Annotated in this window: 11 protein-coding genes; 10 read left to right on the top strand and 1 reads right to left on the bottom strand. The window is 42.5% G+C overall.

The features are described 5' to 3' along the window. The first annotated feature begins 257 nt into the window (after window positions 1-257). The 3 genes from fmdA to crtD all read left to right on the top strand — a co-directional run bounded on the left by fmdA (window position 258) and on the right by crtD (window position 3,395). Entirely contained in the window at window positions 258-1,433 is a 1,176-nt protein-coding gene (gene fmdA, locus B1A85_RS16885; protein WP_104547913.1) for a formamidase, read from the top strand. 124 nt (window positions 1,434-1,557) lie between these two features. Beyond that, on the top strand, window positions 1,558-1,818 hold the full coding sequence (locus B1A85_RS16880; protein ID WP_104547912.1) for an FmdB family zinc ribbon protein: 261 nt from the start codon (window positions 1,558-1,560) through the stop codon (window positions 1,816-1,818). 71 nt (window positions 1,819-1,889) lie between these two features. Beyond that, window positions 1,890-3,395: a C-3',4' desaturase CrtD gene (crtD, locus tag B1A85_RS16875; protein ID WP_104547911.1), complete on the top strand. Its 1,506-nt coding sequence runs from the start codon at window positions 1,890-1,892 to the stop codon at window positions 3,393-3,395. 245 nt (window positions 3,396-3,640) lie between these two features. Here crtD and B1A85_RS16870 read toward each other — a convergent pair whose 3' ends face one another. Continuing rightward, entirely contained in the window at window positions 3,641-5,383 is a 1,743-nt protein-coding gene (locus tag B1A85_RS16870; RefSeq protein ID WP_104547910.1) for an ABC transporter ATP-binding protein, read from the bottom strand. 132 nt (window positions 5,384-5,515) lie between these two features. Here B1A85_RS16870 and B1A85_RS16865 point away from each other — a divergent pair, with 132 nt between their 5' ends. From B1A85_RS16865 to B1A85_RS16835, 7 genes are all read left to right on the top strand, one after another. Then, window positions 5,516-6,160, top strand: coding sequence for a pentapeptide repeat-containing protein (locus tag B1A85_RS16865; protein WP_104547909.1), 645 nt, complete (start codon window positions 5,516-5,518; stop codon window positions 6,158-6,160). Between the two features lie 14 nt (window positions 6,161-6,174). After that, window positions 6,175-7,518, top strand: a complete 1,344-nt coding sequence (locus B1A85_RS16860; RefSeq protein WP_104547908.1) for a glutamine synthetase family protein — start codon at window positions 6,175-6,177, stop codon at window positions 7,516-7,518. A gap of 399 nt (window positions 7,519-7,917) precedes the next feature. After that, window positions 7,918-8,385 (top strand): hypothetical protein, encoded by a 468-nt coding sequence (locus B1A85_RS16855; protein ID WP_210404530.1) that lies wholly within the window; start codon window positions 7,918-7,920, stop codon window positions 8,383-8,385. 240 nt (window positions 8,386-8,625) lie between these two features. After that, a complete protein-coding gene (locus B1A85_RS25300; RefSeq protein ID WP_104547907.1) occupies window positions 8,626-8,934 on the top strand; it encodes a DUF6464 family protein in 309 nt (102 codons plus the stop codon). A 333-nt stretch (window positions 8,935-9,267) separates the two neighbouring features. Next, a complete protein-coding gene (locus B1A85_RS16845) occupies window positions 9,268-11,070 on the top strand; it encodes a glycosyltransferase family 39 protein (RefSeq protein WP_104547906.1) in 1,803 nt (600 codons plus the stop codon). 740 nt (window positions 11,071-11,810) lie between these two features. Then, complete coding sequence (locus tag B1A85_RS16840) at window positions 11,811-12,569, top strand: peptidylprolyl isomerase (RefSeq protein ID WP_104547905.1); 759 nt, start codon at window positions 11,811-11,813, stop codon at window positions 12,567-12,569. 268 nt (window positions 12,570-12,837) lie between these two features. Further along, on the top strand, window positions 12,838-15,375 hold the full coding sequence (locus B1A85_RS16835; RefSeq protein ID WP_104547904.1) for a type I secretion system permease/ATPase: 2,538 nt from the start codon (window positions 12,838-12,840) through the stop codon (window positions 15,373-15,375). The last annotated feature ends 162 nt before the right edge of the window (window positions 15,376-15,537 follow it).

The raw sequence follows: 15,537 nt of genomic DNA, 5'->3' as shown, positions 1-15,537 counted from the left end.
AACGAGGTGGTTGCATGGCAGTCAGTAAATTCACAGTCAGAGGCGAAAACTGGCACTAACAAGTTCATAATTCCCTTAAATTGTTAATTTCTCACATCTAAATCAAATAAATTCTGTCTGCGAGATTGCTGCAGCACAATTCGCGGTTAAATCAAAAGTTTTCTGCAATATTTGGTAACTAAAGCTACGGTTTACAAGTGTTGATTGCTGCACGATTATCTCCATCACGTTTTCATCAGTGTTTGGTGGAGGATGCTATGCCAGAAGTTCTCTTCAAAGTTGACCTAAACAAGCCATTTACTGAGCAAGATTTAGTAGGTCATAATCGCTGGCATCCTGACATTCCTGCTGTTGCTTCGGTAAATCCTGGGTCTGTATTTCGGATTGAGTGCAAAGACTGGACTGACGGGCAAATTGGCAATAACGATAGTCCCGACGACGTGCGCGATGTTGACTTGAGTGTGGTTCATGTTTTGAGCGGACCAATCTGGGTGAATGGCGCAGAACCTGGAGATATTCTTGTCGTTGACTTGCTTGATGTAGGAACGCTACCCAATTACGAATGGGGTTTTACGGGAATCTTTGCACGAGAAAATGGCGGTGGCTTCTTGACAGAACACTTTCCCACTGCGCAAAAAGCAATTTGGGATATTCAAGGGATTTACGCGCGATCGCGTCACATTCCTGATGTCAGATTTGCCGGAATTCCGCATCCTGGCTTGATCGGGTGCGCCCCGTCAGCAGAATTACTTGCCCAGTGGAATAAGCGCGAAGCCGATCTAGTCGCCACCAACCCGAACCGCATTCCACCTTTAGCAAATTTACCCAATCCAAAAAATGCAATTCTCGGTTCGCTTAAAGGTGCAGAATATGACCGAGTAGCCCAAGAAGCCGCAAGAACTGTCCCACCCCGCGAACATGGCGGTAACTGCGATATCAAGAATTTATCAAAAGGTTCGCGGATTTACTTCCCTGTGTACGTTGAGGGCGCAAAACTCTCGATGGGAGATATTCACTTTTCGCAAGGTGATGGCGAAATTACTTTCTGTGGCGCGATTGAAATGGCAGGGTATCTCGATCTTCATGTCGATTTAATTAAAGGCGGTGTTGCTAAATACGGACTCACAAATCCTATTTTTAAACCAGGTCCAGTTGAACCGCGCTATTCTGAATACTTAGTATTTGAAGGTATTTCTGTCGATGAATTTTCGGGGGAACAGTATTATTTAGATGCGCACGTTGCCTATCGCCGCGCCTGTTTAAATGCGATCGAGTATTTTAAAAAGTTTGGCTACACTGGCGAACAAATTTATCTTTTGCTAGGTTCTGCGCCTGTTGAAGGACGAATTAGCGGAATTGTTGATATTCCCAATGCTTGCTGCACGATCGCCATTCCTACCGCAATTTTTGAAAGAAATGTTTTGCCATCATAAGCTAAATAGATAGAAATAGACGTAATTTAAACAACTTAAAGGCTGGTAATTGGTAACTGGTCATCGGTCATTGGCAAATATACCCGTTACCCATCACCTATTACCCATTTCCAGAGAAGTATTTATGCCGTTATACGAATTTCGTTGCGATACCTGTGGCTCTTTTGAAACCTGGCGCAGTATGGCACAAGCTAGCGAACCGATGCTGTGTCCGAGTTGTGATGCTTTAGCAAAAAGAATTTACTCTGTTGCAGGTTTGATTTTTACGCCTTCGGCGTTGAGCCGCCGGATTGAACAAAGTGCAGAACCGAAAGTTCAACAGCGTCATTCGCACTCGCATCATCACAACCATCAACAAGGGCGTCCTTGGATGATCGGTCATTAGCGAGGAGAAGATTAATCTTTGCAACATAACTTAATATTAAGATAGTGTAACTTCATACTATCGCTCAACCCATGCCAAGCCGTCAGAAAGGCAATAGCAAATCTCGGATTGTTGTAATTGGTGCTGGAATTGGTGGACTCACCGCAGGTGCATTATTAGCGCATCGCGGCTATCAAGTTTTAGTCGTCGATCAGGCGTTGGTTCCAGGAGGCTGTGCTTCTACATTTAAGCGCAAAGGATTCACGTTTGATGTAGGTGCAACGCAAGTAGCCGGACTCGAACCTGGTGGAATTCATCATCGCATTTTTAGCGAACTTGAAATTGATTTACCACACGCAACGCCTTGCGATCCGGCTTGTGCAGTTTATCTTCCAGGCGAAACCCAGCCAATTAACGTATGGCGCGATGCCGAAAAGTGGCAAATCGAACGTCAACGACAATTTCCTGGTAGCGAACCATTTTGGCAGTTAATCGCAACTTTATTTCAAGCAAGCTGGGCATTTCAGGGACGCGATCCGGTTTTACCTCCGCGCAATCTTTGGGATTTGTGGCAACTCGCAACGGCGATACGTCCTGGAACTTTAGTCACTTTACCATTTACCTTGATGACGGTAGGCGATGCGTTGCGGGCATATGGCTTAGGAAACGATCAAAGATTGAGAACATTCTTAGATTTGCAACTCAAGCTTTATTCGCAGGTAGAGGCAGAAGAAACCGCGTTACTTTATGCCGCGACAGCGTTGAGCGTATCGCAGCTACCACAAGGATTGTACCATCTAGAAGGCAGTATGCAGGTGTTGAGCGATCGCCTCGTAACTGCTTTAGAAAGAGATGGCGGCAAACTCCTCATGCGCCATACAGTAGAAAAAATCCAAGTAGAAAATAATAAAGCAACTGGTGTCGTTATCCGCGACCAAAAAACGGGTGAAACCTGGACAGAACCAACTGACCATGTTGTTGCTAATGTTACGGTGCAAAACTTAGTACAGTTGTTGGGTGAAAATGCTCCTAGTGGTTACAAAAAACGCGTAGATAAATTGCCACAAGCATCGGGTGCATTTGTCATATACTTGGGCGTCGAGGAAAATGCGATTCCGGCTGGATGTCCGCCGCATCTGCAATTTATGTATGATGCTGATGGTCCGATTGGAGAGAATAACTCGTTGTTTGTTTCGGTTAGTCGTCCTGGGGATGGTCGCGCCCCTGTAGGTAAAAGAACGATTATTGCTTCTTCGTTTGTCGATCCGTTACCGTGGTGGCGCTGTCGCGATTATACAGCAATGAAAGCGAAGTATACGCAAGAGGCAATTTCTAAACTTGGTCAATTTTTTGATTTAACACCAGAAACGATTATTCACGTAGAAGCCGCGACACCGCGCACTTTTGCCCGATATACAGCACGAGATCGAGGTATTGTTGGCGGTATTGGTCAGCGGATACCGACTTTTGGTCCATTTGGCTTTGCGAATCGGACGCCGATCGCGCATTTGTGGTTAGTCGGCGACTCAACGCATCCTGGTGAAGGAACTGCGGGTGTCAGTTACTCGGCATTAACAGTCGTTAGGCAGATTGGCTGAAGAGGGTTTTGAAAAGCAGAGGGTGCAGAGGAAGCAGAGGGGCAGAGAGCCAGACGTGCAGAGGAAGCAGAGGGGCAGAGGGGCAGAGAGCCAGACGTGCAGAGGAAGCAGAGGGGCAGAGGGGCAGAGGAAGAATAGTATTTTATATAACTCAAAACTCATCACTCAAAATTTATCACTATTCACTAGCCACTAATTACTCACTAATTACTCAAAACTCATCGCTCAAAACTTATCACTCCTCATTAGGCTGTTGTCGGTTGCTTCATTTGCGATTCGAGAATTGAGCCATAAAGTGGACTTGTACGCATCAAATCCTCATGCGTTCCTTGTGCAACTAAATGTCCTTTATCCATCAGTAAAATGCGATCCGCGTTACGGATAGTGCTGATTCTTTGGGCAATTACGAATGAAGTACAAGTTTTGCGGCGCATTAAATCGTCTAAAGCTTCTTGAATAGCAGCCGCTGTTTTGGCATCAACTGCTGAGGTACTGTCATCAAGAATGAGAATGCGGTAGTTGGTCAGGAGAGTCCGCGCGATCGCAATTCGTTGTTTTTGTCCTCCTGATAATCCTACGCCGCGTTCGCCGACAATGGTGTCGTAGCCATCAGGTAAACTTGCGATAAAATCATGGATTTGAGCCGTTTTAGCAACTTCGATAACTTTTTCTAATGGTGCATCGGGTGCTGCGTAGGCAATGTTGTTGCGAATTGTCCCAGAAAACAGTGTTGTTTCTTGAAAGACAATACCGATGTGCGATCGCAAGCTTTCTAGCTGAAAATCGCGCACGTCACGCCCGTCAATGCGGACTGCACCGGCGGTGACATCATAGAAGCGAGGAATTAGATTCATAATCGTACTTTTACCCGAACCTGTCATGCCAAGGATGGCAATTAATTCTTGAGGTTTGGTTTCAAACGAAATGCCTTTAAGAGCCTCTGTCGTCGCTCCTGGGTAGCGGAAATGGACATTTTCAAACGCGATCCGACCCCCGCATTTTTCAAACGGCACAGCATGAGGGCGATCGCGAATTTCAATTTCTGCGTCAACAACTTCGTAGACGCGTTCAGCAGAAGCAGCAGCTTGGGCGATCGCAGGGGCGGCAAAACCGATAAGTAAAATTGGTTGCAGAATAAACAATAAATAAGAATTAAATGCAACCAATTCACCGATCGAAAACGTTCCGCCAATCACCTGAATTCCACCAACACCAACAACAACGACGGTAGTCAAGTTACTGAGTAAAAAGATCCACGGGAAGGTATTGCGAATTGCGGAAATTGTCTTCATATTGACTTTTATCAAGTCATCGTTGAGCTTGGTATATCGCGCCATTTCTATCGGTTCGCGCACAAAAGCTTTGACAACACGAACCCCGAAAATATTTTCTTGCAAAACCGCATTGAGGTCTCCGAGTCGTTCTTGCACTTGACCAAACAACTTTTGATTTTTAATGAGAAACCGTGCCAAGATCGTGGCAGCAATCGGAACCAAACCCAAAGTAATTAATGCCAATTGCCAGTTCATCACAATCAGAATTGTTGCAATGGTTACTAACGTGACGACAGCACCAACCACTTGAATCAAACTTGTACCGATAAAAGTCCGAATTTGTTCGACATCGCTCGTAATCCGCGTCAGTAACTGCGAAGTTTGTGCTTGGTCGTGATAGCTAAAACTGAGATTTTGGATCTTCCTAAAAATTTTATTGCGTAAATCGTAGGCGACGCCTTGAGAAACCTTTTCTGCCCAAAAAGTTTGTCCAAAATTAAACAAGCCGCGCCCGATCGCGACTAACACCATCGCGCCAGCCACTTCAAAAATAACTTGATAGTCAAAGCGAGCAATACCTTGGTCGATACCCCAGCGAAAGAGTTGTGGAGTAATAGCATTTGCTGCTGTCAGCAGTAGTAAGCTAATTAATGCCCCAGTGGCAATGAGCCAGTAGTGTGCGAGACTTCCGAGAACGCGGTTAAGAGATTGCATAAAATAAAGTGTATTACACCTTATATTTATAATGAAATGCGAGCCGCTTCGGGCAAGTTGAGCGATCGATGATTGCTGCACGAATAAATCATGCTAGATAAAAAATAGCAACACGCAGGGTAAAGAACGCAGATGAGTGCCAACGAGCGATACTACAGAGTTCTAGGACTAGAACCAGGGGCAACACTCGAAGAAATTAACCAAGCTTATAAAGATTTGGCATTTATTTGGCATCCGGATCGGATTCCTAAAGATAATCCGCGACTGCAGCAAAAAGCAAACGAGTTTCTTAAAGAAATTAATACAGCACGCGATCGCCTGCGATCGCATCTTCAACAAAAACAGAAAATTGCTACTCCACCTCCCCCCTCACCACCACCGTCATATCGCCCGCCTCGCCCATCTTCAACAGATACTCGCTATTGGGGTGCGGATTTTAAACGCGCTAACTTGAAAGAAAAAGATCTCTCAGGTCGAGACTTTCGCAATGCAAATTTTACAGGTGCGAACTTGAGCGATGCGTTTATGCACAAAGTTAACCTTAGTGGAGCAAATTTGTTTCAAGCTAATTTGTTTCGCGCAAATCTCTTGCAAGCTAACCTCAGCCATGCCAATCTTCGAGAAGCCAATTTAGTGGGTGCTGACTTGAGTGGTGCTGACTTGAGCGGTGCTGATTTGCGCGGGGCGCGGATCAAAGTTGGCGATCGCATTTTGGTAAAGCTTACTGGTGCGTGTTTAAGAGGAACGATTATGCCTGATGGTACAGTTCATCAGTAATGGGTAATTAGTAAATGCCTATAAATAGCCTAAGTCACGACTTTATCGCATCGCTTGCAGCTGATGGTATCCGATTTGTGCGGATTCTCTGGTGTGACAATGCCAACATTATTCGCAGCAAAGCTTTACACGTAGATATCCTATCACATTACATCGAGCACGGTATCGGGATCTCTGCGGGGCAGCAAGGCGTTCCTGCGATGTATGATGCGGTTATATCAGCAAGTGGGCTAGGTCCTGTAGGAGAAATTCGTTTAGTTCCAGATTGGTCTAATTTGACACATTTACCGTATGCGCGCGGTCATGCTCAAGCGATCGGAGATATGATCGACCGCGGACAACCCTGGACATTGTGTCCGCGTAATTTCCTGAAACAAAGAATTGCTAGTGCAGCTCGTGAGGGTATCGAAATTCAAGCCGCGTTTGAAAATGAGTTTTATTTATTACAGCACGCAGATATTGTACCCGTAGACAAAACGCTTTTTGCCGCGCTTTTAGCAATGGATATCAACCGCGAGGTTATTGATGACATTGCGGAAGCTTTAATCGCGCAAGGTATTCCTGTTGAGCAATATTATCCTGAATCGGGTCCTGGACAGCACGAAATTTCGATGCGCTATAGCCCAGCCCTAGTTGCTGCCGATCGCCAAATTACTTTTCGCGCGACAGTGCACGCGATCGCCCGCCAACACAACCTCAGAGCCTCATTCTTACCTAAAATTTTTCCCGATGCTGCAGGTAGTGGTTGTCATCTACATTTAAGCTTGTGGCGTGATGGTAAAAATTTACTTCCAGATCCCCATGATGCAGACGGTCTATCACCTGTGGCAAGAGCATTTATTGCAGGAATTTTATACCATCTTCCAGCACTGATGGCGATCGCAACTCCTAGTCCCAATTCTTATCGTCGCCTACGTCCGCACAGTTGGAGTGGCGCGTTTCGTTGTTGGGGAATTGATAACCGCGAAGCTGCCATTCGAGTTCCTAGCGATCCATTACACAAATATCCGACTCATTTTGAACTCAAAACTGTGGATGCTGCGGCGAATCCTTACTTAGCTTTGGGTGCTGTTATCGCGGCTGGAATTGATGGCGTACGCCGTAATTTGACTCTTCAAGAAGCAATTAATGTCGATCCTGGAAATTTATCTCCAACCGAACGACAAAAACGCGGTATTGACCGACTACCAGAAAATTTGGGCGAAGCGATCGCCCACCTCAAACAAAATACCACGCTCATTACTTCCTTAAATCCAAAATTAGCGCAGGCATTTTTAGCCGTACGTCAAGCTGAATGCGAAGCAATGCAAGATTTCGATTTAGCCACAGAAGTCAAGCTTTTATTAGAGCGATATTAGATAATGTCAACCCCCATTTCGAATGGTACTTTACCGCCTTGATGTCCATTTCCTTATGCAATTAAAGCTAGAGGTTTTTTGTTTGTTATAGGGCGATCGGAAATTCCTACAACTAAAGATGTATTGACTGGTGCTATTGACGCGCATAGTAGGGGTGCGTAATGGACAACTTAAAACTCGTTTAAAACACGTAGAAACTAGCTTTGACAGCGTTATTGTGATGGCAAGAATTTTTATGACTAGATTTACACTATTTACAAACTGTCGATGAAGTTTATACCTCCTAAGGTCTTTTCTGCCTAAATCTCGAAAATTTCAGCTTTTAAGCGTGACGTAATAGTTCATTTGTACTACTATAGCAATGACTCAGCAATTTACCTAATCTTGTCTTCAGCTAGCATGAGAAAAATTAGAGCAAGACGCAAATACCTTTTTAGGCAAAGCACGCCCTGTAAGCGATCGCCTCAATTACCAATCTGCCAACCGCAGCAAAACAACGCTATCAAACCTATACAACTGCAGCTAGTACACGAACAAATATCACAACGGGCAACAGGATGGCAGCGCTTAGCCGCACAAGCCCAACGAATCAATCAAATAGCGGCAGAGTTAGAAGATGCAATATTAGAACTGAAAGCGATCGCCACTGAAGTGAATTGCGATCGCCTTGCTAACAAAAATCAAATTAAAAGTTCTTGCGAATACCATCAAGCATCGGTTCCTTGTGTTAAACGCAAAGCTGGTACATTTGTGCTCACAACTCGCCAAGTTGATTTATTTCGTGCAGAACGCGAAGCGACACAATTAGCAAACTCATTACGCAGCTTTGCCAAAAAGCGTGGAAAACTCGTGTCAACAGTACCGTAGCGAAACAAGCTCTGTACCAAAGCTAAAAGACTCTATTCGCAATTATGTAATGCAAACAACCTTGTATGAGATAGCGATCGCTAGGATACAAGTTACTATAGTATGGGTCAGAGGTCGGAAGTTAAGATACATGTCATAAGCACCCCTTCAACTTCTATAACCACTGTTGAGCAAAATTTATCTATCCTAGATACAAGAAGAAACGACGACACGGAGCTTAGAAGCCTTTTGAGGTATACAGTGTTAGCGCTACTCTGGATTATTGCTGTAGGTTTCATCCCGCCTTTACTTTCAGTATGGATCGTGCGCCGTACTCAAAAAAGAGTGCAAGCTCAGTTGAGACGGGCAATGACAGTGACAAACAGAATGAGGGCTAGGCGCTACCCAGTTTCTTCACCTCTAGACAGCTATTACTTAGAAGGAGTTGGATATCTCATTGGTGATATTAGTTGCAAATTTAATGCAAGATCTCGCTATATTCGCTGCGCTGTCAATCCGGAAGGTCCGTGTCAAAGATGTCGTCACTACGAACCAAACAAGGGACTTTAAATTATAGCAGAAGCTAAAAAGATAACCTGGACTGTATAGTCTGCAATCGCCGACACCTAGCATCAAACGCTCAAAAATAAAAGCACACTAGAAATCGCGGTAATTTTCAAAATTGTAATGCTAAAAACACGTATATGGCAGTATCATATCTTAATGTTTTTGTCAAAGCTAGCTATTAAGCCGGTAAACTACATTCTGTCACGCGTTTAGCATTTCACTTGAGACTTCATACCATAATATACTGCAATAATAAGCAACAATGGTGAGAAAACTTTGCTAACAAGACCAAAAATCAAAATTTTCGGCTTGCTCTTACTGCAATAGTTGAATTTGATGAAACCACAATCTCGCCAGCCTCAGGATATTAATTTATATCAACGGCTTTTTCAAGCTTCTCCCATTCAGTTGCAAGTATTTCTTTTAGTGGGATGGGTAATCATTGGCAGTGTTTTGCGGTTGACCAATTTAGCAACAAAACCCCCCTGGAACGATGAATTTGCTACTGCGGTGTTTAGCCTAGGAAATAGTTTTCGTACTGTTCCCCTCAACCAAGCGATCGCTTTAGACACTCTCTTACAACCGCTACAATTTAATCCGAATGCTGAAGTTAGTCATGTCATTCAGCATTTAATGATTGAAAGCACGCATCCACCAGTCTATTTTGTTTTAACGCACCTGTGGATGAAATTATTTTCTCCCAGTGATGAATTCGCTTTATTTTGGGTAGCGCGATCGCTGAGTGTCTTTTTCGGAGTTGCGGCGATTCCAGCAATGTTTGGTTTAGGTTATTTAGCTTTTCGTTCGTTAATTGTCGGACAAATTGCGGCTGCGCTGATGGCAGTTTCGCCGTACGGAATTTATCAAGCGCAAGAAGCCCGTCATTATACTTTAGCTATTCTACTTGTTATTGCATCTTTGTATTGTTTCATCTTAGCTATTCGTCATCTTCAGCGCCGCGAATGTTTGGCAGGCTGGGTAGCATTACTTTGGGTATTTATTAACGCTTTGGGTATTGCAGTTCACTACTTCTTTTTCTTATTCATCTGTGCAATAACGCTAGTGCTTCTGAGCTTTTGGCTTGCAGATTTTTATAATTGGATTAAATCTAAAAATCACCTTCAAAACTTTTCTTTTGCACATTGGTACCGTCTATTTGCCGTAGTCATTGGTACTTTGATTGCTAGTTTTGTTTGGCTTCCAGTATGGCAAAGTATCCCAAATAAACAAACAACTCAATGGATTTTTGACGATAATTCCTTCAATCTTCTAGAAAGTATTCTTCAACTTCTAGCTTGGATAATTACAATGTTCGCCTTGCTGCCTATTGAGGGTGTCAATATATTTATAATACTTTTCTTTGGTGCGTTATTATTCGGATTTTTTATCTGGCTGCTTCCAGCTATTATACAAGGTATTCAAGTGCAAATTAGCTATCCTCCAACTCGATGGGCATGTCTAGCTTTACTGCAATTTCTTTTAGCCGCGATCGCACTTGTTTATATTATTTCTTTTATCTTTGATGCCGATTTAACTATTGCCGCAAGATATCAATTCTTTTACTTTCCTGTTGTTCTAGTTTTATTGGCAGCAGCAATCTCTATTTATTGGGATTCTAATAAAGTTTTAAATTATTCATTATCAGTAAGAATTCGCCAAATACTGTTCGTGTATTCGCCAAAATTAAAAGGCAAAAAAATAGTTATTTTGCTACTTTTCGCAGGATTGTTAGGAAGTCTTACAGTTATTTACAACTTTGCTTATCAAAAACCCGATCGCCCCGATCTATTAATTCCTATTATAAATAAAGACTCGCAAAATTCTACTCTCATTGCGACAACTCACTTTACTCACGAGCAAATCGGTGAAATGATGGGGTTGGCGTTAGAGTTCAAAAATTATTATTCTTATCAATTTTCTGCTACTAATTCTCCTTTATTTCTTCTAGCTTGCCTAGAACAAAATCCTTCATCTATTAAAGTTTTGGAAAAAACTATATTACAATTACCAAAGCCTCTAACTTTATGGGTAGTTAATTTTTTTCCTACTATAGAACCAAAACTAAAAGGTTGCTCAATCGACTCTGAAGCTAGACCGAAAATGAACGGTTATAAATATCGACTTTACCATTGTTTATAAATTATCTTATTCTTAAGTTATGTGGGATATACCATGAGTTTTGCTTATACATAAAAATGAGAATCATCAAGTAAATATTAAGCATCTATCATCAAAATTTGTAAAAAAACTATTTTGCTATTTTATGTTTCTAGTGTCAGAATTCACAGGTGAAATTTAAGAACAATTATTCTTTTACCTAGTCTCTACCGCACCTAGCAATTATGTAACTGTGTTTTTTTAGTAACCTACTTCATGGAACTCAGTATTTTCATCAAAAATCTGTATAGTACTCGCCACAGCGAATATCGAGTTATAAAATATACTTTAATATACGTATATATGCTTTGTTACCTGTCAACTTTTAGTTATGTCTGAATGATTCTGTTGGATTCGATAATTCCATGCCGCTGTACGATCGTTGTAAATACGTGACTACTTGTGAAGCTCATGTGTTCGCTGCTTAGGTTATTGGAGAAGTATCAGGCTCAAGCTAGACTAAATCAACTATATATTGTGACAACAGGATATATTGACGTGCAAGAAATTATAGAAACACAAAGTAAATAGCAACAAAATGAAAAGATTTCGGTCTATTGATTTTATTACTAAGCTTAATCTGATTAGCAGTAGCTATGTTATATGAGAAACTAGATTAATACAACCATAAGTAACTGATTTACTACTTCTTACATTTTGACAAGGGCAAGACTTCAGCCTCAAATAGAAGCTATTTAAATACTGTTCATTGTAAGCAAAACATGGAATCTACATCATTTTTAATAGTTGACGACCAACCAATTACTCTTTCTCAAGCTCTGAAATATCTACAAACATCTGGCAAGCTCCAACCTTTTATCTTAGAAATCCTCCGACAAAGAATTTTGGAAACAGAATTAAATACGCGCGAAGATCTTGAAATCAATCCTGGAGTCATTGAGCAAGCCATCATTGATTTTCGCTTGCAACAGCAACTTACCGATCCAAATATCTTTCAAGAGTGGTTAATAAATAATGGTTTGGACTATCCAACTTTTCATCAACAAGTAGTTTTTAACTTCAAACTAGAAAAACTGAGAAATATTATTACTGAACCGCGAATTCAAGAGTACTTTATCGAGCAGAAGATTTTTCTAGATCGCGTAGTGCTTTCTCGGATTGTGGTGAAGGAACAGGAATTAGCAGAAGAACTGAAAAGCCAGATTTTGGAAGGGGCTAGATTTGAGCAACTAGCTCAAGAATATTCGGTAACAGACGATCGCATTGTCAATGGAATGATGGGACCAATTAGTCGCGGTCAACTACCTGACGCACTGCGGGCTTTAATTGAGTTGGTCAATCCTGGCGAAGTCGTAGGTCCTATAGAAATTGATGGATGGTATTGTTTATTTCGCGTGGAACAATTTATTCCTGCTAGCTTGGAGGGAGCGGTAAAACAAGAATTAGAAAATCAGCTTTTTGAACAATGGCTTGGTGAGAAAATGCAAAAGCTAAATATTAAGCTGCAAGTTAATTCATAAAGGGCAGATATCAGGTTATTATAGCATACTTAACAGCTTGAAACTGAATAAATTTTGTTAGGGTGACTAATCTCTAAAGGATAATGCGGAACTCAATGGAAGAATTTCAAAAAATAAGTTTTGTAGCCCTAGTTGCAACGCACTTAACTACTGGCAAAACTGGAAATATTGAGTAGCTCTAAAAACTTTTCAAGTTTGCTACAGTCAATTGTATTTTAGGTGACTTTCCTTGACTGCGATCGCAGGTTTCAGCTTCCGTGAGGTTTATATGATTACAACAGATGAAATTCAAAACTTGATGTGGGATAAAGTGCCCTTATCGTGTTTAACTTCTGAAGAACAAGTTCAATTCCAACATCAAGCTGAAACGCGCAGCTATGTCGTCGGTGAAATTATTTGGTCTACTGACGGTGAAGAGCGAATTCAAGGTTCTGGAAGCCAAATTTTGATTTTAGCTGGCAAGGTGCGCCTAGTACCAGAGCACGGAGAATCAATTATATTGCAGCAAGGAGATTGGCTAGGCGATTTGTTAGAACTTTCAGGAAGGTGGAAAGCCAGAGTATCAAGTCGAGAGGTCGTTGTTTTACACTGGAAGGCAGATTTTTGGACAACAGTTGCATCGCCTCAAGTAAAGCAGTTTTGGGCAGCAGTGCGATCGCGCTATCAACCCCAGCAAGAACCGCAACCGCAGCCAATACTGGGTTATCCCTTTGTAGCCAGTTTGAATACAGCAGCGGCGTGTTTGACAATGGTGACACAACACCTGCAACATCCGGCGCAGCTAGAGTGGGTACAACGGCAAACACGCGGACAAAGCCCTAAATATATTGTGGAAGCCGCAGAAAAAGTTGGTTTGCAATTACAAAAAATCCAAGTCAGTTGGAGTGACTTACGGCAGCTATCATTTCCAGCTTTGCTACATTGGCAACAAGAGTCATGGGTTGTTGTGTACGGCGTTAAAGGCGATCGCTTGATAATTGCGAATCCGCTTAATCCGAGTCAAACCTGCGAAAGTATTCCGCGCAGCATTGTGGAGACAGCATGGAATGGGCAACTTTGGCAGATAGAACTGATTCAAAAACGCGATAAGTTCAATCTCAGTTGGTTTTTGCCAGCAGTATGGCGTTATCGCAGGCTACTAGGGGAAGTTCTCTTAGCTTCGTTTACGTTACAACTATTTGGCTTAGCGACACCTGTCATTACCCAGGTGATCATCGATAAAGTTTTAGTGCAAGAAAGCCTTTCTACTCTAGATGTAATGGCGATCGCGCTATTGGCGATCGCGCTATTTGAGGCAATTCTCGGTATTCTCAGAATATTTATTTTTACGCATACTGCCCGCCGACTCGATTTAAGTTTATCAGCGCAAGTATTTCGTCATTTGATGCGCTTACCGCTAGCTTATTTTGAGTCGCGACGCGTTGGAGATACAGCCGCACGCGTTCAGGAATTACAAAATATCCGCGAGTTTCTTACGGGGACGACTTTAACCGTGGTTCTCGATAGCTTATTTGTGGTGATGTATTTAGCGCTGATGTTTTACTACAGTATCCCACTCACCTGGGTAGCGCTTGCTGTCATTCCGCTATTTGCGCTGTTGATTCTGGCATCTACTCCTATTCTGCGCAACTGGCTTGATGAAGCTTTTAATCAAAGTGCTGATAGCCAATCGTTTTTAGTCGAAACGATTACAGGAATTCATTCGGTAAAAGCGCACGGCGCAGAACGTACCTCGCGCGAACGCTGGGAAGGACTTTTTGCCCGTTATATCCGCACTAATTTTAAAGCATCGACAGCTTCCAAAATTACGAGTAATATTGGTACTTTTTTGACAAGTTTGTCCTACTTACTCATTCTTTGGTTTGGAGCAAGATTAGCGATCGATCAGCAGCTGACAGTCGGTCAATTGGTCGCATTTCAAATGCTATCTGCTAGGGTTACAGGTCCACTATTGCGCTTGGTACAGCTGTGGCAAAACTTACAGCAGGTTTTTCTTTCGGTAGATCGCCTTGGAGACGTCTTGAACGTTGCACCCGAAGCTGAACCTGGTTCTGGCTTGGTTCTACCAGCGTTGCAAGGACAAGTCACTTTTGACCAAGTATTTTTCCGTTACCGCCCTAACCAAGAACCTATTTTGCGCGGGATCTCGTTTAATGTCCAGCCCGGAATGTTTGTTGGGATTGTCGGGCGTAGTGGTTCGGGCAAAAGCACGCTTTCTAAGCTGTTACAACGCCTTTATCTCCCAGAGTCTGGTCGCATTCTCATCGATGGCTTTGATATTAAAAGTGCTGATATTGCCTCATTACGTCAACAAATTAGTGTCGTTCTTCAAGAAGACTTTTTATTCAATGGCTCGATTCTAGAAAATATTACTTTAGGTAATCCTGATATTACTGCGGAGGAGGTTGTCAAAGCAGCGCGGATGGCATCCGCCCATGATTTTGTCAGTGAATTACCACAAGGGTACGAAACTCCCATTGGCGAACGCGGTACCGGATTATCAGGAGGTCAACGGCAAAGAATTGCGTTAGCACGAATGTTTTTATCACGCGCTCCCATTCTCATCTTAGATGAAGCAACAACTGCCTTAGACAGTGAAACAGAACAGCAAGTTTTACAAAATATCCAAGATATTGCCAAAAACCGTACTGTTTTTATGATTGCCCACCGCTTTGAACCACTCAAAAAAGCAGATTTGATTTTGGTTCTAGAAAAAGGTGTATTGATGGAACAGGGAACGCACGCCGAGTTAATGCAGAAAAAAGGATTGTACTGGTCGCTGTACCAGCGTCAACAAAATCACTGAGTCCAATGACAACTCTCAAGCTACTACTGCCTATTATAGATAGTAGGATTCAGGGAGAAAAGCTAGAAGAGGGGCGCAGGCTTCCTCCGCAAAATGCAAACCTTATTAAAGAGCAATTGCTATGGCTTTTAGTCAAATCTCTCAAAGAGCTAGCTAGAAGTC

It is taken from the genome of Chroococcidiopsis sp. TS-821, from assembly GCF_002939305.1.
In the GTDB taxonomy this organism is placed as follows: Bacteria; Cyanobacteriota; Cyanobacteriia; order Cyanobacteriales; family Chroococcidiopsidaceae; genus Chroogloeocystis.
The sequence above is the reverse complement of the archived record's forward strand: the minus strand, read 5'-3'. Positions and strand labels throughout refer to the sequence as shown.

Excerpts from the sequence above, each read along its gene's own strand:
- crtD (WP_104547911.1), top strand. The coding sequence starts at position 1,890 with ATGCCAAGCCGTCAGAAAGGCAATAGCAAATCTCGGATTGTTGTAATT.
- B1A85_RS16870 (WP_104547910.1), bottom strand. The coding sequence starts at position 5,383 with ATGCAATCTCTTAACCGCGTTCTCGGAAGTCTCGCACACTACTGGCTC.
- B1A85_RS16865 (WP_104547909.1), top strand. The coding sequence starts at position 5,516 with ATGAGTGCCAACGAGCGATACTACAGAGTTCTAGGACTAGAACCAGGG.
- B1A85_RS16880 (WP_104547912.1), top strand. The coding sequence starts at position 1,558 with ATGCCGTTATACGAATTTCGTTGCGATACCTGTGGCTCTTTTGAAACC.
- B1A85_RS16860 (WP_104547908.1), top strand. The coding sequence starts at position 6,175 with ATGCCTATAAATAGCCTAAGTCACGACTTTATCGCATCGCTTGCAGCT.
- B1A85_RS16845 (WP_104547906.1), top strand. The coding sequence starts at position 9,268 with ATGAAACCACAATCTCGCCAGCCTCAGGATATTAATTTATATCAACGG.
- B1A85_RS16855 (WP_210404530.1), top strand. The coding sequence starts at position 7,918 with ATGAGAAAAATTAGAGCAAGACGCAAATACCTTTTTAGGCAAAGCACG.
- B1A85_RS16840 (WP_104547905.1), top strand. The coding sequence starts at position 11,811 with ATGGAATCTACATCATTTTTAATAGTTGACGACCAACCAATTACTCTT.
- fmdA (WP_104547913.1), top strand. The coding sequence starts at position 258 with ATGCCAGAAGTTCTCTTCAAAGTTGACCTAAACAAGCCATTTACTGAG.
- B1A85_RS16835 (WP_104547904.1), top strand. The coding sequence starts at position 12,838 with ATGATTACAACAGATGAAATTCAAAACTTGATGTGGGATAAAGTGCCC.